The organism is Thalassoroseus sp. (assembly GCF_984380535.1).
In genome coordinates this window covers 179,839-200,404 of the sequence record NZ_CFHRBF010000018.1, presented here as the reverse complement: position 1 = coordinate 200,404, position 20,566 = coordinate 179,839, and the positions used below count along the sequence as shown (strand labels likewise).

Annotated in this window: 17 protein-coding genes and 1 pseudogene; 10 read left to right on the top strand and 8 right to left on the bottom strand. The window is 54.6% G+C overall.

All coding sequences use genetic code 11. The annotated features are described in order from the left end of the window. Nucleotides 1–353, top strand: a pseudogene (locus AC5DDB_RS23505) (phenylacetate--CoA ligase family protein); the annotation flags it as partial. On the opposite strand, the gene AC5DDB_RS23500 reads toward AC5DDB_RS23505, so the two are convergent. Continuing rightward, nucleotides 306–941, bottom strand: coding sequence for a ComEA family DNA-binding protein (locus AC5DDB_RS23500; protein ID WP_491742200.1), 636 nt, complete (start codon nucleotides 939–941; stop codon nucleotides 306–308). The pseudogene AC5DDB_RS23505 and the gene AC5DDB_RS23500 sit on opposite strands and share 48 nt — an antisense overlap. Here AC5DDB_RS23500 and AC5DDB_RS23495 point away from each other — a divergent pair. Next, nucleotides 940–1,518 carry a peroxiredoxin family protein gene (locus AC5DDB_RS23495; RefSeq protein ID WP_491742199.1) on the top strand — a complete coding sequence of 193 codons (579 nt, stop codon included), beginning with the start codon at nucleotides 940–942 and terminating at the stop codon, nucleotides 1,516–1,518. The two genes, AC5DDB_RS23500 and AC5DDB_RS23495, sit on opposite strands and share 2 nt — an antisense overlap. Nucleotides 1,519–1,544: 26 nt before the next feature. Then, nucleotides 1,545–2,132, top strand: coding sequence for an imidazoleglycerol-phosphate dehydratase HisB (hisB, locus tag AC5DDB_RS23490; RefSeq protein WP_491742198.1), 588 nt, complete (start codon nucleotides 1,545–1,547; stop codon nucleotides 2,130–2,132). Nucleotides 2,133–2,145: 13 nt separating this feature from the next. Here the strand turns inward: hisB and AC5DDB_RS23485 are convergent, their stop codons facing one another. Beyond that, nucleotides 2,146–3,024, bottom strand: coding sequence for a diacylglycerol/lipid kinase family protein (locus AC5DDB_RS23485; RefSeq protein WP_491742197.1), 879 nt, complete (start codon nucleotides 3,022–3,024; stop codon nucleotides 2,146–2,148). A 42-nt stretch (nucleotides 3,025–3,066) separates the two neighbouring features. Continuing rightward, nucleotides 3,067–3,972 carry a GDSL-type esterase/lipase family protein gene (locus tag AC5DDB_RS23480; RefSeq protein WP_491742196.1) on the bottom strand — a complete coding sequence of 302 codons (906 nt, stop codon included), beginning with the start codon at nucleotides 3,970–3,972 and terminating at the stop codon, nucleotides 3,067–3,069. Between the two features lie 173 nt (nucleotides 3,973–4,145). Between AC5DDB_RS23480 and AC5DDB_RS23475 the strand changes: the two genes are divergently transcribed. Further along, nucleotides 4,146–4,877: a site-2 protease family protein gene (locus AC5DDB_RS23475; protein WP_491742195.1), complete on the top strand. Its 732-nt coding sequence runs from the start codon at nucleotides 4,146–4,148 to the stop codon at nucleotides 4,875–4,877. 298 nt (nucleotides 4,878–5,175) lie between these two features. Here the strand turns inward: AC5DDB_RS23475 and AC5DDB_RS23470 are convergent, their stop codons facing one another. Further along, nucleotides 5,176–6,528 carry an enolase C-terminal domain-like protein gene (locus AC5DDB_RS23470; protein WP_491742194.1) on the bottom strand — a complete coding sequence of 451 codons (1,353 nt, stop codon included), beginning with the start codon at nucleotides 6,526–6,528 and terminating at the stop codon, nucleotides 5,176–5,178. Between the two features lie 239 nt (nucleotides 6,529–6,767). Between AC5DDB_RS23470 and AC5DDB_RS23465 the strand changes: the two genes are divergently transcribed. Next, the gene (locus AC5DDB_RS23465; RefSeq protein WP_491742193.1) at nucleotides 6,768–9,302 is read left to right on the top strand and encodes an excinuclease ABC subunit UvrA; all 2,535 of its coding nucleotides are present in this window, start codon (nucleotides 6,768–6,770) and stop codon (nucleotides 9,300–9,302) included. Nucleotides 9,303–9,324: 22 nt separating this feature from the next. Here the strand turns inward: AC5DDB_RS23465 and AC5DDB_RS23460 are convergent, their stop codons facing one another. Beyond that, the gene (locus AC5DDB_RS23460; RefSeq protein ID WP_491742192.1) at nucleotides 9,325–9,681 is read right to left on the bottom strand and encodes a hypothetical protein; all 357 of its coding nucleotides are present in this window, start codon (nucleotides 9,679–9,681) and stop codon (nucleotides 9,325–9,327) included. A gap of 342 nt (nucleotides 9,682–10,023) precedes the next feature. Between AC5DDB_RS23460 and AC5DDB_RS23455 the strand changes: the two genes are divergently transcribed. The 4 genes from AC5DDB_RS23455 to AC5DDB_RS23440 all read left to right on the top strand — a co-directional run bounded on the left by AC5DDB_RS23455 (nucleotide 10,024) and on the right by AC5DDB_RS23440 (nucleotide 16,910). After that, nucleotides 10,024–10,470, top strand: coding sequence for a hypothetical protein (locus tag AC5DDB_RS23455; protein ID WP_491742191.1), 447 nt, complete (start codon nucleotides 10,024–10,026; stop codon nucleotides 10,468–10,470). Nucleotides 10,471–10,678: 208 nt separating this feature from the next. Beyond that, entirely contained in the window at nucleotides 10,679–10,903 is a 225-nt protein-coding gene (locus AC5DDB_RS23450; protein ID WP_491742190.1) for a winged helix-turn-helix domain-containing protein, read from the top strand. A gap of 53 nt (nucleotides 10,904–10,956) precedes the next feature. Continuing rightward, nucleotides 10,957–11,916: a tetratricopeptide repeat protein gene (locus tag AC5DDB_RS23445; protein ID WP_491742189.1), complete on the top strand. Its 960-nt coding sequence runs from the start codon at nucleotides 10,957–10,959 to the stop codon at nucleotides 11,914–11,916. A 359-nt stretch (nucleotides 11,917–12,275) separates the two neighbouring features. Further along, entirely contained in the window at nucleotides 12,276–16,910 is a 4,635-nt protein-coding gene (locus tag AC5DDB_RS23440) for an outer membrane protein assembly factor BamB family protein (protein WP_491742188.1), read from the top strand. A gap of 103 nt (nucleotides 16,911–17,013) precedes the next feature. Here the strand turns inward: AC5DDB_RS23440 and rpsR are convergent, their stop codons facing one another. Beyond that, on the bottom strand, nucleotides 17,014–17,283 hold the full coding sequence (gene rpsR / locus AC5DDB_RS23435) for a 30S ribosomal protein S18 (protein WP_206028592.1): 270 nt from the start codon (nucleotides 17,281–17,283) through the stop codon (nucleotides 17,014–17,016). Nucleotides 17,284–17,763: 480 nt separating this feature from the next. On the opposite strand from rpsR, the gene AC5DDB_RS23430 reads away from it, so the two are divergent. Then, nucleotides 17,764–18,222 carry an NINE protein gene (locus AC5DDB_RS23430; RefSeq protein ID WP_491742187.1) on the top strand — a complete coding sequence of 153 codons (459 nt, stop codon included), beginning with the start codon at nucleotides 17,764–17,766 and terminating at the stop codon, nucleotides 18,220–18,222. Between the two features lie 248 nt (nucleotides 18,223–18,470). Here AC5DDB_RS23430 and AC5DDB_RS23425 read toward each other — a convergent pair whose 3' ends face one another. Both AC5DDB_RS23425 and AC5DDB_RS23420 read right to left on the bottom strand, forming a co-directional pair. After that, nucleotides 18,471–19,475, bottom strand: a complete 1,005-nt coding sequence (locus tag AC5DDB_RS23425) for a glutamate cyclase domain-containing protein (RefSeq protein ID WP_491742186.1) — start codon at nucleotides 19,473–19,475, stop codon at nucleotides 18,471–18,473. Then, complete coding sequence (locus AC5DDB_RS23420; protein ID WP_491742185.1) at nucleotides 19,472–20,419, bottom strand: pyridoxal-phosphate dependent enzyme; 948 nt, start codon at nucleotides 20,417–20,419, stop codon at nucleotides 19,472–19,474. Before AC5DDB_RS23420 ends, AC5DDB_RS23425 begins: the two co-directional genes overlap by 4 nt. Nucleotides 20,420–20,566 lie beyond the last annotated feature (147 nt).

Genomic DNA, 20,566 nt, shown 5'->3' with positions numbered 1-20,566 from the left:
AAGGCCCCTCCGAAAGTGGGTGCAACTGTATTCATTTGGAAGGCGGCATCCTCGGACGGGCAGACGACATGGTCACAATCCGCGGGAACAATGTCTTCCCATCGAGTTTGGAAGCCATCCTGCGAGAGTTCGACACCATCGCGGAGTACCGCATCGAAGTCCGCGAAGTCCGTTCGATGCATCAACTCAAATTGGAAATTGAACCCACTCCCGAGGCTAACGTGGATACACTCGTCGGGCGTGTTTCCCGAACCATCAAAGACCGGCTCAATTTTCAACCCGAAGTCTCGACCGTGCCGGTCGGGTCACTCCCGCGGTTCGAACTCAAAGGCCGACGATTCAACCGAGTGTGAGTTCACCGTCAGCCACGGTTGCAACTTCGCCAGTGTCTTCACACCCACGCCTTTGACACGTTGAACATCCTCAACCGACTCGAAAGGCCCGTGTTCTTCGCGATCTTCAACGATTCGCCGAGCCAATGTTTCGCCGATGCCGGGGAGTTGCATCCACTCAACCCAGGTGGCGGAATTGATGTCCAAACGATATTCAAAGACCAATTCCACCGGTCGATCAATCTCGATCTCCCGCAGCCCCCAACCGCTCAGCCGCGCCCAGTGCCAAGCGGTCAATGTCAGACACACAACAACCAAGACCAAACCGACGACGATATCGCCGCGACGAAGTCCCCACCAAGAGTGTTCCGTCTCCGGTGATTCGCTGGGCTGTGGTGGTGCGATCGGCAAACGCGGCGTTTCTTCGCGATCGCCGGTTGGCTCTGGCTCGACTTTGGGGAAGGTGCGTTGATCCGTCGTCGCCGTCACGTCGACCTTGCTGAATGAAAAGACGACCTGAATTCCAGACTCTGTGTATATGGCATGATGCAACGTCGATCGCCATAATGAAAGCGTAAGCGGAATCGCCCCCAAACACGGAGCAGTCATGATGCGTGCAAAACCTATTCGATTGCTGGCTTGTATTGCTGTGCTTTTCAGTTGCATCGGTATGCCGTTGGCCGCCGATAAAGACACTGCACAACCTCCGCAAGTCGGTGAGACCGCCAAAGATTTTTCGCTGAAGAACTTGCAGAGTGAATCGGTTCAACTGGCCAAGCTGCGAAAAGACGGGCCGGTTGTGGTCCTCATGCTTCGAGGTTGGCCCGGTTATCAATGTCCGATTTGTAGTCGCCAAGTCACGCAGTTCCTGAACAAAGCCGACGAATTCGCCGAACACGATGCAACCGTGGTGCTGGTCTACCCCGGACCGGCGGACAAACTTGCCGGTCGGGCGGATGAGTTCATTTCCGGGAAAACGCTACCCAAGAATTTTCATTTGGTGATCGATCCCGATTACGTCATGACCAACCAATACAATCTCCGCTGGGATGCCCCGAGGGAAACCGCATATCCGTCGACCTTTGTTATCGACAGCGATGGAAAAGTCCGCTTCGCAAAAGTCAGTAAGACTCATGCGGGACGGTCTCGCACGACGGATGTGTTGGCGGCTTTGCAAAAACTCTAAGACGTTACCGTAAGACCATTTTCATTATGACTCGATCCGCTCGCATTCATCGCGAAACCGCTGAAACTCAGATCACCCTAGAACTCGATCTCGACGGCACCGGGAAATCCGATATCCGTACGGGGGTCGGGTTTTTCGATCACATGCTGACGCTGTTTTCCAAGCATGGTCTGTTCGATCTGACGGTGCATGCCCAAGGTGATTTGCACATCGATGCGCATCACACAGTGGAAGATGTCGGAATTTGTCTCGGGCAGGCATTGCGGGAGGCACTTGGCGACAAACGCGGTGTCACACGGTATGGCAGCATGACGTTGCCCATGGAGGAAACGCTCGTCACGTCGGCTCTCGATTTCAGCGGGCGAATGCTATTCGTGTGGAAGACGGAGTTCCCCACGGAAAAGGTCGGGGAGTTCGACACCGAACTTGTCCGTGAATTTTGGCAAGCCGTTTCATCGAATGCGTTGATGAATTTGCATCTTGTATTGCACCACGGGGCAAATAGTCATCACATTGCCGAGGCCTTGTTTAAAGCGACCGCCCGAGCGATGCGACAAGCCGTGACAATTGACCCACGTCAACCCGGTGTGCCCTCGTCCAAAGGTTCGCTCTAATCGAGTTCCTTTTTCAGGATGCCGGCACAAATGCTTTGAGTGCCGAGGGCAGAACTCGGACTTCGGTCGGTGCGGTCCCAGCGGGATCGCCATCGACCTGGACCGGGACCGGTTCGTCACATTCGATGCGAACACTGGTTGCCCGAATACATTCCACGTCGGGTCGATTCTCGTGACACCGCCGGACCACACTCAGCAGCATACTCACTAGTTGCCGACGTGATCGTGGACGAAACAAACGGATATCCAGCAGTCCGTCATGGCCATCGGCATTCGCCGCCAAGGGCAATCCCATTGCGTAAGAGGGAAGATTCACAATCATCGCCAGTGACGCTTTCAGCGGGGTCGTCGCATCATCGACGAAGAATCGCATCTCAGGAAACCGATAGCGACGGAACACCTGGAAGATGGGACCGATATAACTGAGATGCGTAATGTGCCCGCCCCGTTGCTCGTGCAAACGATGAACGATGTCGGCATCAAACCCGAAACCAGCCATCAGTGCGAAACGTCGCTCGCCGATCGTCGCGAGGTCGAAATGCCGGGTGTGACCCGCAGCGATCATATCTGCAACGAACTTGCCGGAACGCGGGACTTTGAGATACTTGGCGAGCAGATTCTCCGTGCCGAGTGGCAAGACGGCTAAGGGCAAACCAGGAAAACGGTTGATCAAATCATCCGCGGTGCCGTCGCCTCCGGCTCCGACGAGACAGACCAAATCATCGCGGTGACGCTCGATTTCCAACCGTTCGGTCAGCTTCTCCCGCTGGGAATACAGCCGCGGCCGAATACCGTGAAACTTCAAACGGTTGATAAGTTCCAACAACACTTGCCGACGCGGCCCCGAGCCGGAACGCGGATTGCGCTGGATGGCGACCCAAGGCTGAGCCATCGAGGTAGTCCCCTGATATTCACGAGGTGAAGATGCAACCCGTCAGTCCTGCGACTTGAGCTCGTTGATTCGCTTCTCTTGAGTTGCAATCAACGCATTGAACTCAGCTAACTCCGCCGCGTTTTGCCCTTGCTCGTGCTTGCGGAACCCGGTCAGGTAGGTGATGTTTTGCGGTCGCCATTGCTGGAAGTAGTATTGATTCTTTCGCACGATTGCTTCGCGGAGTTTTTCGTTCTGCACCGCATCGTCGCTGGCCCCCCAAACGGTTTGAGCACTGAGTCGGTAGCCTTCTTGGTTTGGAATAATCCCATCATCCGTTGCCCGGTTGGTTCCGTCCACGTCTTGGTACTTGGCCAACAAGTCCAACTGGGAGATAAAGGGAATCTGCCGTTCATCAGCCATTTTTTGGATGCCTTTCGCATAGTATGCGATCAGGCGGTTGTTGAAGTCGACAACGGTTTGCGGAGCAATAACGGGACACTGCAGAATCGGCGAAAGCAACACAAAACTCGTCTTCGTTTGCGTAACCGCCTGGATGTCGTCTAGAAGTTTCGCGTACTGCTTAAGGAATGCAGGAAGTTTGTCTTCTCCGGCTAATGCTTCGGTGTTTCCGTAACAGATGATGACGATTGTCGGCTGAAGTTCGTGGATTTGTTCGATCATTCGACGATAGCCAACACCCGGCGGATCGAAAATGCCACGCGATTCCGCCCAAACGGTGTCGCCACTCCAACCGAGATTGCGAAAAGTGACGTCTTTGTTCGCATGCATCGTCGTCAAATCGGCTTCCCATTCCGAGTAGCGTTGTTCGCGTTCGATCAACGTTCCACCGAGGAAAACAACTCGGTCGCCGGATTGAATTTCAATCACTTCCGTGTTGGCCTGGGCATTTTGCGGTGCCAAGGTCAACAAACCGATTAGGAGCAAACTGGCAAGCGAACGCAGCACGATTGGCCTCGTATTTGAATCAGGGACTGGCAAAGCACCTCCATTTTTGCCGCGTGGTTGGTAAATGTCCAACCAGTCGCAGGAAGATCCGGTTTGCCACTTTCTCGCCTGCTGAGTAAAGTTCATCGACACAGCCCGGCTTGGGCCTTATTTGCAGTCAGCTGGAGAAAACTATGTTCGGGCAAGCCCGTCCGACGGCATTCGATTTGTACTTTCGACTTGGACCAATTCCGGTTCGTGTCGTGCCTTGGTTTTGGCTCGTCACAGTGCTGATGGGTTATCGTGGCACGATGCCGAATCGACCTGACTTGCTGCTCACGTGGATGGGCTGTGTCTTTATTTCGATTCTCGTTCATGAATTAGGACACGCAATCGCGGGGTTGGCGTTTGGTTGGCGTCCGCAGGTGTGGCTGTACCACTTCGGAGGCTATGCCGCCTTCCCCGAGCAACCGAATTGGACCCCAGGCAAAAACATTGTCGTTTTGTTCGCCGGACCTTGGGCCGGATTTCTGCTGTACGGACTCGTGGTGCTAGGCGAACATCTCTTTCAAGACCAGATCAACGCAGCGTTGGCTCAGGAAACCATCACCAACGGATACCGCAGCGCTTATACGATGTGGTGGTACGATGCGATTTTCCAGCTCAAGTACATTAATTTGTATTGGGGCCTGATCAATTTGCTGCCGGTATTTCCGCTGGACGGCGGTCAGATTGCGGGAACGCTGCTGGAGAAATACCGTTACCGAGATGGACGCGAATTGACGTTCAAACTCGGAATCGCCACCGGCATTATCGCCGCCGTGTTCTTCATCAGCCAAGAACGCCGCTATCCCGCGTTTCTATTTGGCTATCTGGCATTCATGAATTACCAGAACCTGGAAATGCACCGACGCGGGTATTTTTAGACCAGGAGAGTCAAACAGTCGTAGACGGGTCAGTTGCGTGCGAAACTTCTCACGCGAAAGTTACTCCATGGAACAGTCGAGGTTGAGAGAAATTGGGTGGCATGCCCACAGCCCGGTGTGGGCATGGGCTAGGGATGTTCGAATAACGAATCATGTCCACGCGAAGCCGTGGACATGCCACACAACCGGTGCTCGGGTGCCACGGCTCTGTGAGCCGTGCTAGATAACAATGCAGAAAAAAACGGCTCACAGAGCCGTGGCACACTGTTCAAGACCGCACACGGTTTGGAGACGGGAATTAGAATCCCAAACCGATGCCGTCGAGACTGCCTGTGTGAACGGTGCCGTCGGTGATTTTGAACATTCCCGGGAACCGCTTGGTCCAACTCTTGTTCGCTGCCGGGCAGTACTGTCGACCATTACCTTCGATCGCTGCCACCGCCGGAATGTGAGCGGCGAGTGATGCAGACTGTAGGAACGAAAAGCCAGGGCAGGTCAAATCCTGCACGCACAAGAACATGTCAAATTTCTGAGCGGCCGCTGCCAGCAACAGGGAATCGGTTTGTCCCTTGCACGCCTTCAACGCCACACCGGAGTAACCCAGTTCGCGAGCGAGCAAGAGCGAATCGTAATCGACGAGCGATTCGTCAATCACGACCGGCTTGATCTTCGCCGCCTCGTGCATTGTGTTCTGCGGGTTCGCTTTCAGATCGCGATTCGTGGGCTGTTCGATGTACTGAATCCGATCGAAACCGTCGGAGGTTTGTTCCTTCAATCGATTCAGGAATTCGAGCACATACTCGACGTTCTCGCACTTCTCGTTGAAATCGAGTGAGTAATGCCAATCGCTCACACCACGGGCCGCCTGGGTTTCACTCGCAATGCGATCGACGGTGAGCACGCGATCCAGGTCCCAGTCGAGATTATCCCCTGCGAGTTTAATTTTGAGATGCGTCAGGCCGTCGGCTTGAATCCACTCGCTGAGCGTTTCGGGCAGTCCATCGTTGAGGCGGCTTTCGATATCGCCCTCGGTTAACGGGTCCGCCGCTCCGACAAGGTGATAAATTGGCAGCCGATCTTTGGGTTGCTCGAGCGTGTATTTGTCGAGGAACTCCCCGGCGAATTGCTCGTCGAGATATTCCGACAAGTCGAACGTCATGAACTCGTCGGACAGCATGCGGAAACAGTTCATGTCGTGCACGCGACCAAACGCATCGTGCAACGCCGCATCAAACGGACTCGCCGCCACCAACTGGGCCAATTCGGGCATCGGTTCGGGTAAACCGAGTCGTCCTGGCAGTGTCTTTCCGAGGTGGTGATACTCCGCGGACAAGTGGAACGTAAGGTCGATCGGGTGACCATACTCCGGGTAGCTGTTGCCGAGTTCGATCACTTCCTCGGCGAACTGCCGTACGACTTTCGCCGTTTGTTCGTCGGTCAGTTCCTTAGATGGCCACGCCCAGACGTTGCCCAACGGCATGCTGCCAAAACCGTTGGCCATCTGACCGTCGCGGGTTTCCACGGTGACCTGCACCTCGATCGTTTCCGTGCGATCGATGATTCGCCCACCGAATTTCAGCGGCGTTCGAAACGGAACCGGTTTAAACTCCAAGACGGCTTCAACGATTCGAATATCGGTCGACTTGTCCATGGTCGATTCAGTGCGGCCTCGTATGGGGTGATAAAAACTAAGCACTCAAAACATTCACATATTATCGGTCCCGATCGCTTGTCGCAAGTTTTCTGTAGCAATCATGTTGGGCCGATTCGAACTTGGCACGCGGTTTCATCTATTCGAAGCTTGTTGTAATGTGAGAAATCTCAACACGCCTGCTGGTTTGACGGATCAACCGCAAGCGGTGAATCGCGTATCAAACGGACTTTTTCAAGATGAACTCCATGACCACGAAGGAACCCCCAAGAACCGAATCGGCGACCGAAAATATCGATATTCAGAACGCGGAGACCCACAACCTGAAAAACTTGACGGTGAAGATTCCGCGTGATCGATTCGTTGTGATTTCGGGCGTCAGTGGCAGCGGAAAGAGTTCGTTGGCGTTCGATACGCTGTTCGCGGAAGGTCAACGCCGTTACCTGGAAAGTTTGATGGTTGGGCGTCGGCAACCACTCCCACAATTGCCCCGACCGCCGGTCGAGCACATCACAGGACTGCCACCCACACTTTGCGTCCGGCAAGGGGGGCCATCACCGAATCGACGCAGCACGCTGGCGACACTGACAGAAGTCGCGGATTTTTTACGACTTCTCTATGCGTATGCCGGGACTGCGCATTGTCCAGACTGTGGCGTGGTGGTCTCTCGACAAACTTCCCGGCAAATCGTGGACGAGATTTCCGCATGGGAGCCCCGCACGAAACTCATGGTGCTAGCTCCGTGGCCGATTCCGAAGTCCGAGGATGATCCGAGTGTCATCGAGCAAATCAACAAAGCCGGTTTCGTACGGGTCCGAATTGGGAACGACGTTGTCGATGTCGCTGACTGTCAGACCACCGAAGTTTCGCAGGTCGATGCGGTCGTGGATCGATTGATCGTCAAAGAGGGTTTCGAATCGCGATTGCGGGAGTCGGTGGATCTGGCACTTCGTCATGGAGAAGGGCGGTGTCTTGTCAGTCGGCAGAACGACGATCGAACTTGGACCGACTACCCGATGACGACGCAATTTCGCTGCCCAAATTGCAATCGGGACTTTCCCGAACTGACGCCGCAATCGTTCAATTTCAACAGTCATCGCGGTGCATGTCCTGAGTGCGAGGGACTGGGGTTTTTCGAGCAAAACGGCGACGAACTTCCATGCACCGATTGTGCCGGCACACGCCTAAATGCGTTCTCGCGAGCCGTGACTCTCGCCGATGTTTCGATTGCTGCGTTTCAATCCCGATCGATTGCCGAGGCGATTGAACTGGTGAACTCGTGGAAGCCGGATGAGTTTCGCACCGATGTCGCCGCGGTGATTCGCCGCACACGTCCCGAGTTGCTCACGCGGTTATCGTTTCTTGAGCGGTTGGGAGCCGGTTATCTTTCACTTGATCGAGCTGCTCCGACACTCTCCGGCGGTGAACTGCAACGGGCCCGATTGGCGGGCGGTTTGGGTGCCGGGTTGGTCGGTGTGTGCCACATCCTCGACGAACCAACCGCGGGTCTGCATGCGAGTGACACCAATCGGTTGATCGCGACACTCAAGGAATTGCGAGATCGTGGAAACACGGTGGTTGTTGTCGAACATGATGCGCGGGTGATGCGTGCCGCCGACCATTTGATCGAAATTGGCCCCGGTGCGGGCAACGAAGGCGGGCAATTGGTCGCTTCAGGAACGCCCGAGGACATCGCCAAAAACGAAAATGCACCATCCGCCCGTTTCCTCAAAGTATCTGCACGCGAGTTGCCGCTCCCGCAACGTGATCTCGAGAAATCCTGTTGGATAGAACTGTCTGGCGTAACACGAAACAATTTGAAGAACGTCACACTCCGCTTTCCGCAGGGATGCCTGACGGCGATTGTTGGTGTTAGCGGATCGGGGAAAAGTTCGCTTGTGCTAGACACACTCGTGCCTGCCGTCTCGGCTCAACTCAACCACGATTCCGCAACCAAGACATCCCTACAATTTCGTAAACTCTCGGGAGTCGAACCGCTGCAACGCGTGTTGAAAATCGACCAATCGTCTCTCGGGCAATCCGCACGCTCGAACCCGGCGACGTTCAGCGGTGTCTGGGATGAGATTCGCCGTGTGCTGGCGAAAACACGGGAGGCGCGTGTTCGGGGATTTCTGGCCAAGCGGTTCAGCTTCACCGACAAGGCAGGGCAATGTCCGGCGTGTAAGGGGTTAGGCATCGAGAAGGTCGATCGCCATGTCCTCCCGGATCTCGAACTACCTTGTGCGGTTTGCGATGGTCAACGTTTCAATCCTCAGACCCTTGCTGTCCATTATGGCGGGCGAAATGCCAGCGACATTCTGGAATTGACCGTCGACGACGCGATCGACATCTTCCAGAATTTTCCGCGAATCGTACGAATTCTGACGGTGTTTCAGGAAGTGGGACTCGGGTATCTCACATTGGGGCAATCGACGAACACGCTCTCCGGCGGCGAATGTCAACGTATCCGATTGGCCACCGAACTCGCCCGTGAAAACCACGAACCGACACTGTTCGTCTTGGATGAACCATCTGCCGGTTTGCACCCTGCAGATGTAGAACGATTGTTGTCCGTGTTCGAACGTCTCGTTCAAGCCGGGCATACGGTGCTCGTATGCGAGCATCACCTCCATGTTGTTCGCCAAGCGGATTGGCTAGTGGAACTTGGTCCGGTCGGTGGCGATGCAGGCGGAGAACTCATTGCGGAAGGCACACCTTCCCAATTCCACACCGAATTCGACACACCGACCGCGTTGGCACTTCAGCAGAAATGAACGTTTCCAAGCGCCCGCAAAACTATGCGGTCTCGGCGGCTGTCTCTTCGTCTTCCCACCGCATCAGGTGGTCTTCAAGAGACGCGATCGTCAACGCATCTTCCTTGTCGCTTGCGTCTTCCAATTCCAAGCCGCATTCCCGCAGTTTGTCTTCGTGCTCGGACCCTTTTTCGATCAGGCCATTGTCGTGGATTGCTCGCCACCACTGTAAGTGGGACCAGTCCCGACGGACGGTCTTCAGCGTCGTGACCACCGTTCGACCATTTGCACCGGCGCTAAATCCTGCTCGCGAAGCGATTGCACTGTAAGTGGCGAATTTGTCTGCTCGCTTGAGTTCAAAAAGAACCTCTGCAACATCTTGCGCTCGTGTGGAAGCCATGAACATTACCTCTACCGCGGAATGGAAACACTTCGAAGCCGAAGGGGGGTCGGGACTGGCTGAATCCGCAAGAACGGGCACAATCCGATCATAAGTAAATACCACGGAAAGACTTAACTCTCTCACAGCACTTATGACAGCGACCAAATTAATCTCGGTGGTCTGTGAGAGTGGTTTCCAAACTCTCCAGACCTAGAATCCAGACTACTCCGAAAGGCAGTTGGACTCAACCCTGATCGTCACTCTCAAGCCGCAAATCGCAGGGGTTGCACGGAAGCGATAACGTATCGACAATTCGGAAAGAGTCCGCCTCCCTGCAACTTCGAACATCTGTACCGACTCATGAACACATATCAAGATCATGATATTCGTCTCGAATATCCCGCTGATTGGCAACTCGATGAACAGGCCGCCGGTGATGACCTGACCATTACGATCCAGAGCGACAACACAAGTTTGTGGGCGATTACCCTATTGGCGAAACGCCCCGCCCCGGACCGGGTCCTCAAGACCGCGATTGCAGCTTACGAGGAGGAATACCCCGATCTCGAAGTAGAAACGGTGACCGATTCTGTTTTGGAGGTCGATCATCTGGCCCGCGAGTTGTACTTCGTTCAGTACGAGTTCGTCACCAGAGTCGGCTTACGCGTGTTCTCGGTCGGGAATCGGACGGCCTTGGTCTGGTTTCAAGCAGCCGACTCAGATTTCGAAGCCTCCCGGCCTGTACTTGATGCCATCACAGCGAGTCTGTTCATCGAAGATTCTCCGCAACCATTTTGGGCTCATTGAAACTTGGCCGAGAGTTCACGGCTGTGCCGTTGCGGAGTTGCAGTAGACGGGCAAACATCGTTTCGCCCGGTTGAAATTCAGTAGCAAAATCACCCCAGAGGGTCGTCGCGCTCAACATTGGTCCAAGGATGCTGTAGAATGCCTTTGCATCACATGTAACACCACCGATACAATCTAAGAAACGTTTTTCGGTAGGAGTGAGGGAATCATGTCCACAATCGTTGGCCAACAGGTAGAGAGCGTCGGAGTTGTTGCGGGGTTGGTTTGGGAGTATCTTCACCAACATCAACCGGTTACGCTCAGCAAGTTGGCTCGCGACATCGATGCCCCGCGAGACCTAGTGATGCAGGGACTGGGCTGGTTGGCCTGCGAGCGAAAAATTGCCTTCCAACCCGGCGAGCATTCCAAGCTGGTCGCGCTGAAAGAGCTGTAGTCACATCGTCGTTTTCGACTGAAAACCAACCGCGTTGGGAGTTTTAATCGGCCATGAGTAACGCACCGACTGCTGAAAGCTGTCTCCGTGAAGGCCGGGCAAGGCTCAAAGCCAGAAAGCTCGACGAAGCCGTTCGCTTCTTCGAGGCGGGTTTGGGACTCGAGCCTGATCAGATCAAGCTACTGGATGGTCTGGGTACCGCTCAATACATGTTGAAAAACTACCCCAAGGCGGTTGAAGCGTTTCAACGTATCACCGAATTGGATCCTCAGAACGGGAAGGCGTTTACCAATTTGGGGGCGGTCTACAACCGTTTGGGTGAGTACGAACTCGCGGTTAGCGCCCTGCGTAAAGGGGTGCAACGCGAGAAGACCAGCGTCGGCTTCTATAACCTCGGGATCGCCCAAAAGAACATCGGTCAGATCGCGATGGCGGTGTCCGCGTATCAACAAGCTGTCCGGATCGATCCTTTAAACGCCGATGCCTATCTCAACTTGGCTAACTGCCTCATTGAGATGAAGAACCTCCGGAAAGCAATCGAAAGTTACCAGAAAGCGTTGGAACTTCGCCCCAACTTCGAAGCCGCGAAACAGGGGCTCGCTAAAGCCAAAGCTAACCAAGAAGTCTCCCGCGAGGAGATTGATCCGTTCGGGCGATTGGTCAGCGACAGTGCTCATAGCGGCGTTGTCGAATCGTTCGGCTTGCAGGAAATGACCGAGCTTCAACGTCTGGAAGACCGGAAAAAGTTGTACGAACTTTGTCATAGCATCGAAGAAAAATCCCAGGATTTGCTGGGATTCCTTCGGGAGCAACTCACTCCGAGTCTCAATGGCCTTGTACGAGGAACCGCCGCCGTTGGGCAGTCGACTCGGGAACTGCAGGTTGCCCATGAAGACTATCGAACTGTCCTTACGGAATTTACGACGCTCCGCAATCGCATGAAGAAACAACTTCTTGCTCTGCGTGCCCATGAGGAGTTGATTTACTCTCCCGATCTCGATGCCGAAGAGTAGGGCACAATTCACCACCGATAATGCTCCCGACCGTAGAGAAACGTGATGCCGGAACCACCCCGGTTGGCTTCTCGCAAGCGGTCGTCATGCATCTTCAAGCGGTTGCCTTTCGTACATGGCGAATTCGGTCTCGTCGAAACCGAAAAGTCGTTCACGGATTTGGCAATCGACAGAGTCGCTGTTGAAGTCGGCCGGTTCACTCCGTTAAGATTGAGCGTAGGACACAATGAACCAGTCGGAGCGGATCGAGGTTCGACTGCGACAAAGTTCGCCCTCCCATTTTGATCTATCCTCGACGCGTTCGCCTGCCTGTGATGGATCACCACCACAACGGATTGCCAACCCGACGGAGTCGTTTGATGGCCACCACTTCGTGTAGCCGAGCCTTGCTGCGATGCTTCATCGCGTTGCTTGCGACGGGTGCCGCCTGGTCTGCGATCGTTGCCCGAGCCCAAGTTCAGCCGCCGAACCAACCGATCTTCGTTCCACCGAATTTTCGGGCCCAGCCGCTTCAACCCTCGAACCGCGTGGGAATGAATGATCGCCCCACATTCACGACCGATCGAGACTCGGCTCAACTACTCGGACGGGCACGAGAATATCTCGAAAAGTCCCAGTACGATTTAGCGTTGCCCCGACTGCAAGCGTTACTCGACCAAGACAGCGACACATTCTACCAACCCGACGCAGAGGCCGATGCCGACCATTACATCAGTGTGAAAGCCGCCACGTTGGCAATGATCGCTGAACTTTCGGAAGAAGGTCGAAGACTTTACGAACTTCAATACGGCCAAGTCGCGGCAGCGTTGTTGGAACGTGGTCTAAAGTCCGGCAACCGGGCTGCCCTCGAAGATGCGGCCCGGAAATACGATTCGACCGAAGCGGGATTCGAAGCCGGTTACCGTCTCGGTCAGACGCTTCTTGATCAAGGCGAACCTGCCGCCGCCGCGATTCAGTTGCAGTGCTTGCTCCGACACCCCGATCGGGCCGAACGACTCGAACCGATGTTGTCGATCATGTTGGCAGCGGCTTGGGCACAAGCGGGGCACTCCGAAGAGAGTCAAACGGCGTGGCGACGAGCTGTCAAATTTGCTCGGCAAGGGAAAATTCGCCTGGGCGGTCGTGAGTATTCGACAGCCGACCTGCCCAATGTGTATCGCGAAATCGTTTCACCGGGTTCCACCCAGAAACCGCGAGCCAACCGGTCGGCTAACTCGAATTGGCTTCTTTTTCGAGGGAATGCATCCCGTACCGCGGGTAGTCCTTCCGTTTTGCCAACGACAGATATCGCCTGGAATCGCCCGACACTTCTCACGCACTCTCTGTTCGGACCGATTCCGCGTTATCGCAATGAACTTCGACAGTATGTCGACTACTTGAAACGCTATTACCGTCAAACCGGCCAACTGTCCGGCATTCCCACGATGCACCCGCTCGTCGTGGACGACTTGATCATCGTTCCCACACTCTCGAACCTTCAAGCCTTCGACATCGACACGGGAGAACTCGCCTGGGAAACGACACGGTTGGACCGTTCCCTTTTGGAACTGGTCAACGACCCCACAAGTCGCAAGCGGATTAACGGCGATGCCCGTTCCGATTTGGAAAACTATCTGACGCAACGGTTATGGCTTGATTCCACCGCCGGACAAATCAGCAGCGACGGTTCCCGTGTGTACGCGACGGAGGAACAAGGGTTTCGCGGGCGTCGACATCTGACTCTGCGTGGCGAACCTCACCCCTCAGCACCGACCGACACGAATCGACTGGTCGCGTACGACATCTCCGCTGACGGCCAAATTGCTTGGAAAGTCGGTGGACCGATCGGGGAAGGCGATCCGTTGGCAGGACACTTCTTCCTCGGTCCGCCATTGCCGCTGGGACCCGAACTTCATTGTCTCACTGAATCCGGTGGCGAAATCTCCTTGGTCGTTTTAAGCGCGGAGGATGGCAGTCTGCAATGGCGACAAACCTTGGTGCAGCCGAGTCGGAGTATCCTGGCTTCGGGAGTTCGGCGGTTTGCGGGAATCAGCCCGGCTCGTGCTGAAGGTGTGCTCGTTTGCCCGACCGCGAGTGGCGCGGTTGTCGCGTTGGACTTGTCACGTCGCATGTTGCTTTGGGGCTATCAGTATCCGCAGAAACGCTCGGAGTTCGCCTTCGAACGGAACGTCACCAATTTTGGAGTTCCCGGTGCCCAACCAGCCATCATGATCGAGGACAACACCGATGGTTTGGGCGACGCCGGCGATCGCTGGATCGATTCCACGCCCACTATCGCAGGCGGACACGTACTGCTCACGCCGCGTGATTCCAACGAATTGCACTGTCTCGATCTGTGGGATGGCCAGGTCCGATGGAAACTGCCGCGTACGAATGATCTCTTCATCGCAACCACGACCGAGCGTGAAGTCGTTGTCGTCGGACAGTCCACTGTCATGGCTTATGAACTTCAGACAGGGGAGCCCGCTTGGTCGGAACCCATCCCGATCGACGAACCCGCCGGACGCGGCTATCGCAGCGGCGACTTTTATCATCTTCCGCTCGTCAAAGGGCAGTTGGCAACGATCCAGCTCTCTCAAGGACGTCTGCAAGCCATTTCGTCCATCGACCCGGAATTCGCAGGCAATCTTGTCGCGACGGGGAATCGCGTGTTCTGTCAATCCGTCGATCGAACACTGGGATTCCAGGACCAAACGCGAGCACAAGAACAAATCAACCAAGCACTGCGTGAGAACCCAAATGATCTCGAATCGCGGCTTCGTCGAGGACGCATGCGACTTCATCTCGGTGACGACGTCGGAGCCGTCGAAGACTTCCGCTATGTGCTGAGAAACAACCCTTCTGGTGCGACTGTCGAACAACTGGCAGACGTCTTCATCCGCCGAGTGCAAACTGATTTTGCCAATCATGAAGACGATGCCAATTTGCTTGCCCAATTGGCAATGTCTTCGGAGCAATCGCAAAGATTCATCCTGGCGTATATTGATGGTCTAAGCAATCTCGGTCGGCACGCCGAAGCCATTCGCAAAGCCATCGAATGCGGCAAAAACGGTACGTTCACGTTGGAGTTAGACTCCGTCAGCGGAACCTGGTCGGCTAGTGACCGCCAACAGTTGGCCGCCCGCATTCGTTCCGCTTGGAGCGTTCTTTCGGAAGCTGAACGTGACAGCCTTCGCCGAACGATTGCGGATGTTGGAGCAGGGCTTGAGTCGGCGAATCAAGTGAAACTCTGGCTTGCATTGCTTCCCCACGATGCTCTCACTGATCATTTCACTCAACAGGTTTTCCAGCAGCCTGGTACACTAAGTTGCCGAAGCGAATACGCGGCTATTTTGAATCGACTGCGACAATCGGCTGATGGCAAAATTGTGGCCGCCGCCACTCTGGAACTAGTCGAGATGCAAACGGAATCGGGCTACACCGAAGCCGCTAGCAAACTCATCGACGAACTTGCCGCCCGGTTCGCAGACATCCGACTCGCCACCGACGCAACAGGAGCCGAATTCGCGAAAGAGTGGCGTGAAAAACATTCCGCCTCGGAACTTTGGACGGCTACCCGAAACCCGTGGCATGGGCGAAAGCTCTCCACGAAGCTCTCTCCAAATGGTGCGTCACAACCCGAGTTTCCGCTCCTATGGCGTGGACCGACCAGTTCAATTTTTGCCGACTGGTCGTTCGCATTGTCATCGACACGGTCCGAACTCATCGCACGTGACGAATTTGGTCGCCCACGTTGGAAAATACGCGTCCATGAGGACGGCCTGCAAGTTCCGATTTACGACGTGAGCTATGTGTCTGCCAACGGGAATTTGCTGTTAGTGTCGTTCGGGTCGGAATTCATGGTTCTCGATACGCTCGCGGACCGCGAAACACCGCAAATCCTGTGGCGACGAAACCAGATGGAAGACTTCGCTGAAGACCCGAAAGGTCAGGTCAAAGGCGGCAATCTTCAGCGGTTTAGTATGGCACGGTATGCGGGTCCACATCGGTTAATGCATGACCACACCGACGACGAAGGGCGACCACTCGGAGGAATCGCACCGCCAAACGATTCGGTCATTGTGTATCAGGCAGGCACGTTCGTGCGCGCTGCCGACTGCTACACCGGCAAGATTCTATGGCAATACCGCAATATGCCTCGGGGCTGTGAAATTGAATCGACTGAGGACAAGATTTTTCTCATCCAGCCCGATGGCGAAATCTGGACACTCCGTGCAACGGACGGAGCAAGACTTCATAGCGACCGCTCGGTAACGACCGATTCCCTGTTCGCAGTTTTCGGGGAGCTTGGTTTGGCGTGGAATCAGTCCCGGGAGACCTCGGAACTGGTTTGTGTCGATTTGGAAACCGGTGAAACACGCTGGAGTAAAAACTTCGATCCCGGAGCGGCTGTGTCGGCGTTTAGTCCAGATGAAGTTGCGGTCCTGAACCGGTCCGGAGAGTTTTTTATTCTAGGATTGGCTACCGGAGAAACATGGATCCAGAAATCTCTTCCCGAACAGCCCAAACTTTTGATGGTAGCCGTCGTCCGCAATTCGGAACGTTATTTGTTGCTTACGAACCAATACCGCCCGGACGAAAATGCCAGCCTAATCACACGTCCGATCGTGCAAGGCGAACGCATGGTTTATGTAAACGGCTACTTGGCAACGATCGATCGCAAATCGCATGTTGTTCGCCATACGGAAATCGAGACCGATTGTCTCAGTTCGCTGACGCAGCCCAAGCTGTTACCGTTTTGGGTTCTTCAACGACCGGTGTTCCACCAGTTCGCATCAAGCCTCAACACCGCCAAACACGAGGTCCGTGTGTTCGACACCAGAACCACCGAGCGAATCTTCAAAGACACGACGACAATGCTGCAATCGCCGTTGGCATTGAACGGACCGGACCCATCCGGGCGAGTTGACCTTCAATTTCATAATGCCACGATCGAGATCACCCCGGGTGAACCCTTCGAGAACGCCGACGACAAGCAAAACGCCGCAGAATAAGCGAGTCGAGGGCTGTTCAATCGTCCCTCGCGCAAACAATAACGCGGACGTTTCCGGTAGAAAAAACGTCCGCGTGTTTTGAGTTCGATCGGTATTCTTCGGCTTATTCGTCTGGCACGTAAGGCAACAAACCGATGAAGCGAGCACGCAAGACGGCGGTCCGCACGGCACGCTGATACAATGCGGAAGTTCCCGTTCGACGACGCGGCAGAATCCGGCCTTCACGGTCAATCAGAGTCCGCAGCAACTTGACGTCTTTGTAGTCCACATAAACTGGACGTACTGGCTTGCCATCCGGCATGAACCGGCACTTCAGCTTCTTTTTGAGACGTGCTCGTTTCTTCCGTCGACGACGGATATCCATCCGACTCATTCCGTAATACTCCACAATTGGGTTGTCCAACGGACGAACCGCGACAACGCACCAGTTCGCTGGAATTCACGCCTGTGAATATGGTTACCTTCCCCTGAAGGTATCCGGCGAACCAAGACAAGCCGCTGATTGTAGTCGCAAGCCAGTGAAATGAAAGTGTTTCGAGCCTGAAAACTCCAAAATTCCTCGCCGCATGTCCCCCTCGAACGTCAAACAACCACTACTCCGGTCAAGAAATCACCAGTTTGAGGGAGGTTCATTCACTCAGCTGTCACCGGACGAGATCGCTATAGCCTCATGAATCGCAACGCCATTCAGCGCAAACAATTCACCACAAACAACTTAGCTTAAGTTCCCTGGAAGTGAAATTCGTTGAATTCTCAGATCGGCACGGTTTCTGCGACGTTTGGAGTTGTCGAAGCAAACATCGGAACTGTCATCCGATCGATGAACTACGAGAATTTCGCAGGAGGGAACACCATGTCCTCATTAACCACACATCATCGGCACACAAACGGCACGAACTATGGCAGTTCGACGCTGGCCCAAGATACGCACTCCCTGAGCCTGGGATACATTATGTGGATCTTTGGCTTCCTGGGGATGCACCGGTTTTACTACGGTAAGAAAATCACCGGTACGATCTGGTTCCTGACAGCAGGGCTGGCAGGGATCGGTTGGCTGATCGACTTGTTCTTGATTCCGTCAATGGACGCTCAAGCCGACGACCGGTACGTCGAAGGTCCAGTCGACTACAACGTCGCATGGATTTTGCTATCGGTTCCGGTCGTGGGGACGCTTGGTGCCCACCGGTTCTACATGGGCAAGTGGATCAGTGGTTTGATCTACCTTTGCACCGGTGGCTTGTTCTTCGTTGGTTGGTTGTACGACCTGTGGACCATCAACGAGCAAATTGACAAACTCAACCAAACTGTCTGATCAAAGCCTTGAATTGTACGACTAACTCAATTGCCGCCCTGATGTTAAGGGCGGCTTTTTCATTTGGTTTTCTTCTTCTTTTTCACCGTTTTCTTTTTCGCCTTGGACGGTTTTTGTTTTTCGGCTTTGGGGTCTGATTTCTTGTTCTTGAAGATCCGGTCCCAGCCGTCCGCGAAGTCCTCGGATGATCCTGTGTGTACTGTATAGCCCGTCATAAATTTCCCTCCAAATTTGACCCGGTCATTTTGCTACGCCGTTGTGAGTCCGAGTCGCTTTCGAATACTTTCCCATGGTTGTAAATACGTCAGGAACGGTAGCCCATCGACTGTTGGTTCGGGTCGAGCAGTGACCCCATCCACGGCGGCTCCCTCTCGAACGAGCGTTTCCAACGCCAGTCGTTCATGAGTGCGATCGAATGGCAGTAATCGATCCACTACGCCTAGGGTCACGGCCATCGCTGCCGCAAGGCCGTAGCCGCCCCAATTGCTGACTCCAGTTACGATAGTCCAATCGGTGGAAACTCGACAAGGGATGCACGCAGGTGACGTTGGCGGTAGTCGTCTCGCGAGATCTTCCCAGGCTATCGACCCGAAGCCGATTTCGTTGCCGCCATCACCCACACCGATCGTGCGGGGTCGTGGATCGTCGGACGAATCAACCTCAAATAGTCGGTAAAGTGGCGGTGTCCACTCGTCGATCACGCCTCCCAACATATTGTGACAGCGATCCCACGAGGTTTGAGGCACAAGTTCGGCAAACCGCTGACGACCGCGTTCATTGGAGCCGAACGATTCAGGCGTATGTGCAGGACCGCTGCGTTCGATGGAGATGAGATGGGACCACTCGGGTTTCCTACCGTTGCCGTCGAATTTCAATTTGCCATCGGAGTTCAGTTCGAGAATGCGAACCACGCCTGCCGGTAGTCCATAAGCATTCGCCGCGACACGAACCGTATGAGCACAGAATCGGTCGGTGATTAAATCGACTTTTCGATCGATGTCGTATAGAAACCGGGCCAACATGGCCGCCCCCAGCGGCCCGTCGGTTTCAGCGGCAGGTGGGTTGGCACGCGGAACGTAATAGCCCGTGACAATTCCGATTGCTTTCCCATTCTTGGCCAATTCTGTAGCTGCAAATTCTAAGTGTCCTGGGCACAGCGGAGGAAACCGGTCTTCCGAAGCGATCAATCCCCGGCGAGCAGGGTCGCTGCGTATGATCCTTTCGATTTCGGCAATCGTCTGGGAAACATTCATGGTGTCGGCTGCCAAAGTGCGGAGAGATCGACGTTCCCGCCAGAGAGAATGATGCCAATTTTTCGACCGGCAATACCTACGGAGTTCTCCAGGAGACTGGCCAACGGTACCGCCGCCGAGGGTTCAATGACAATCTTCATCCGTTCCATGATGAGCCGCTGTGCGTCACGAATCATGGCTTCCTCGGCCAAGCGAATTTCGTCCACGTGTTCACGGATCACGGGAAATGTCAATTCTCCCAACCCGGTCAAGAGACCATCTGCAATACTTCGTTCACCGATGCTAGGTTGTCGAATTCCGGTTCTTAGACTTTCCGCAGCATCATTCACGTTCCGTGGTTCACCGGCCCACACTTGGATCGGCCGCTGTTGCGATTTTGCCACGATCGACGTCCCCGCAAGCAAGCCACCGCCTCCGACCGGGGTCATCACGATGTCTAGATCCGGGCACTCCTCAAGGAACTCGAACGCCGCCGTTCCTTGGCCCGCGATGATTCGTAAATCGTCGTAGGGATGGACGAGCATCGCCCCGGTTTCTTGTTGGATCCGCTGGCAAGTTGCTTCCCGAGCCGACTGGTTCGGTTCGCAGAATGTAATTTTCCCGCCATAGTGCTCGACAGCGGCGACTTTGACTTTCGGAGCGTTCGAAGGCATTACGATGTACGCCGATACCCCTCGCAAACCTGCTGCCCATGCCAATGCCGCTGCATGGTTACCGGAGGAATGCGTCACAACGCCACGCTCAGCTTCAGAGCCACTAAGGGATTGCACAGCATTGGTGGCACCGCGTGCTTTGAATGCGCCGGTCTTCTGAAAGTTTTCGCATTTGAACACGAACTCTGCATCGAGACGCCGATTGATGTGGGCGCACGTCAACACAGGTGTCTTACGGATCAAGTGTCCAATACGCTTTTGAGCTTCGACAATCTGAGCGAAATCAATCAATCCAACCGTCCATTCCGCGGGTACTGTTCAAAGAATACGATATTGTTTTTTAAGAGATCAATATCCTATGATATAAGATAATATTCGATCGAACCAGCAGCGCTAGATCGATTCCAGCCCGAAAAAAGCCGACAACCTTCGGTATTT

Coding starts and splice junctions, on each gene's coding strand:
- hisB (WP_491742198.1), top strand. CDS start 1,545: ATGACTCGATCCGCTCGCATTCATCGCGAAACCGCTGAAACTCAGATC.
- AC5DDB_RS23485 (WP_491742197.1), bottom strand. CDS start 3,024: ATGGCTCAGCCTTGGGTCGCCATCCAGCGCAATCCGCGTTCCGGCTCG.
- AC5DDB_RS23450 (WP_491742190.1), top strand. CDS start 10,679: ATGTCCACAATCGTTGGCCAACAGGTAGAGAGCGTCGGAGTTGTTGCG.
- AC5DDB_RS23430 (WP_491742187.1), top strand. CDS start 17,764: ATGTCCTCATTAACCACACATCATCGGCACACAAACGGCACGAACTAT.
- AC5DDB_RS23475 (WP_491742195.1), top strand. CDS start 4,146: ATGTTCGGGCAAGCCCGTCCGACGGCATTCGATTTGTACTTTCGACTT.
- AC5DDB_RS23465 (WP_491742193.1), top strand. CDS start 6,768: ATGAACTCCATGACCACGAAGGAACCCCCAAGAACCGAATCGGCGACC.
- AC5DDB_RS23445 (WP_491742189.1), top strand. CDS start 10,957: ATGAGTAACGCACCGACTGCTGAAAGCTGTCTCCGTGAAGGCCGGGCA.
- AC5DDB_RS23425 (WP_491742186.1), bottom strand. CDS start 19,475: ATGAATGTTTCCCAGACGATTGCCGAAATCGAAAGGATCATACGCAGC.
- AC5DDB_RS23455 (WP_491742191.1), top strand. CDS start 10,024: ATGAACACATATCAAGATCATGATATTCGTCTCGAATATCCCGCTGAT.
- AC5DDB_RS23470 (WP_491742194.1), bottom strand. CDS start 6,528: ATGGACAAGTCGACCGATATTCGAATCGTTGAAGCCGTCTTGGAGTTT.
- AC5DDB_RS23495 (WP_491742199.1), top strand. CDS start 940: ATGATGCGTGCAAAACCTATTCGATTGCTGGCTTGTATTGCTGTGCTT.
- AC5DDB_RS23440 (WP_491742188.1), top strand. CDS start 12,276: ATGGCCACCACTTCGTGTAGCCGAGCCTTGCTGCGATGCTTCATCGCG.
- AC5DDB_RS23460 (WP_491742192.1), bottom strand. CDS start 9,681: ATGGCTTCCACACGAGCGCAAGATGTTGCAGAGGTTCTTTTTGAACTC.
- rpsR (WP_206028592.1), bottom strand. CDS start 17,283: ATGAGTCGGATGGATATCCGTCGTCGACGGAAGAAACGAGCACGTCTC.
- AC5DDB_RS23500 (WP_491742200.1), bottom strand. CDS start 941: ATGACTGCTCCGTGTTTGGGGGCGATTCCGCTTACGCTTTCATTATGG.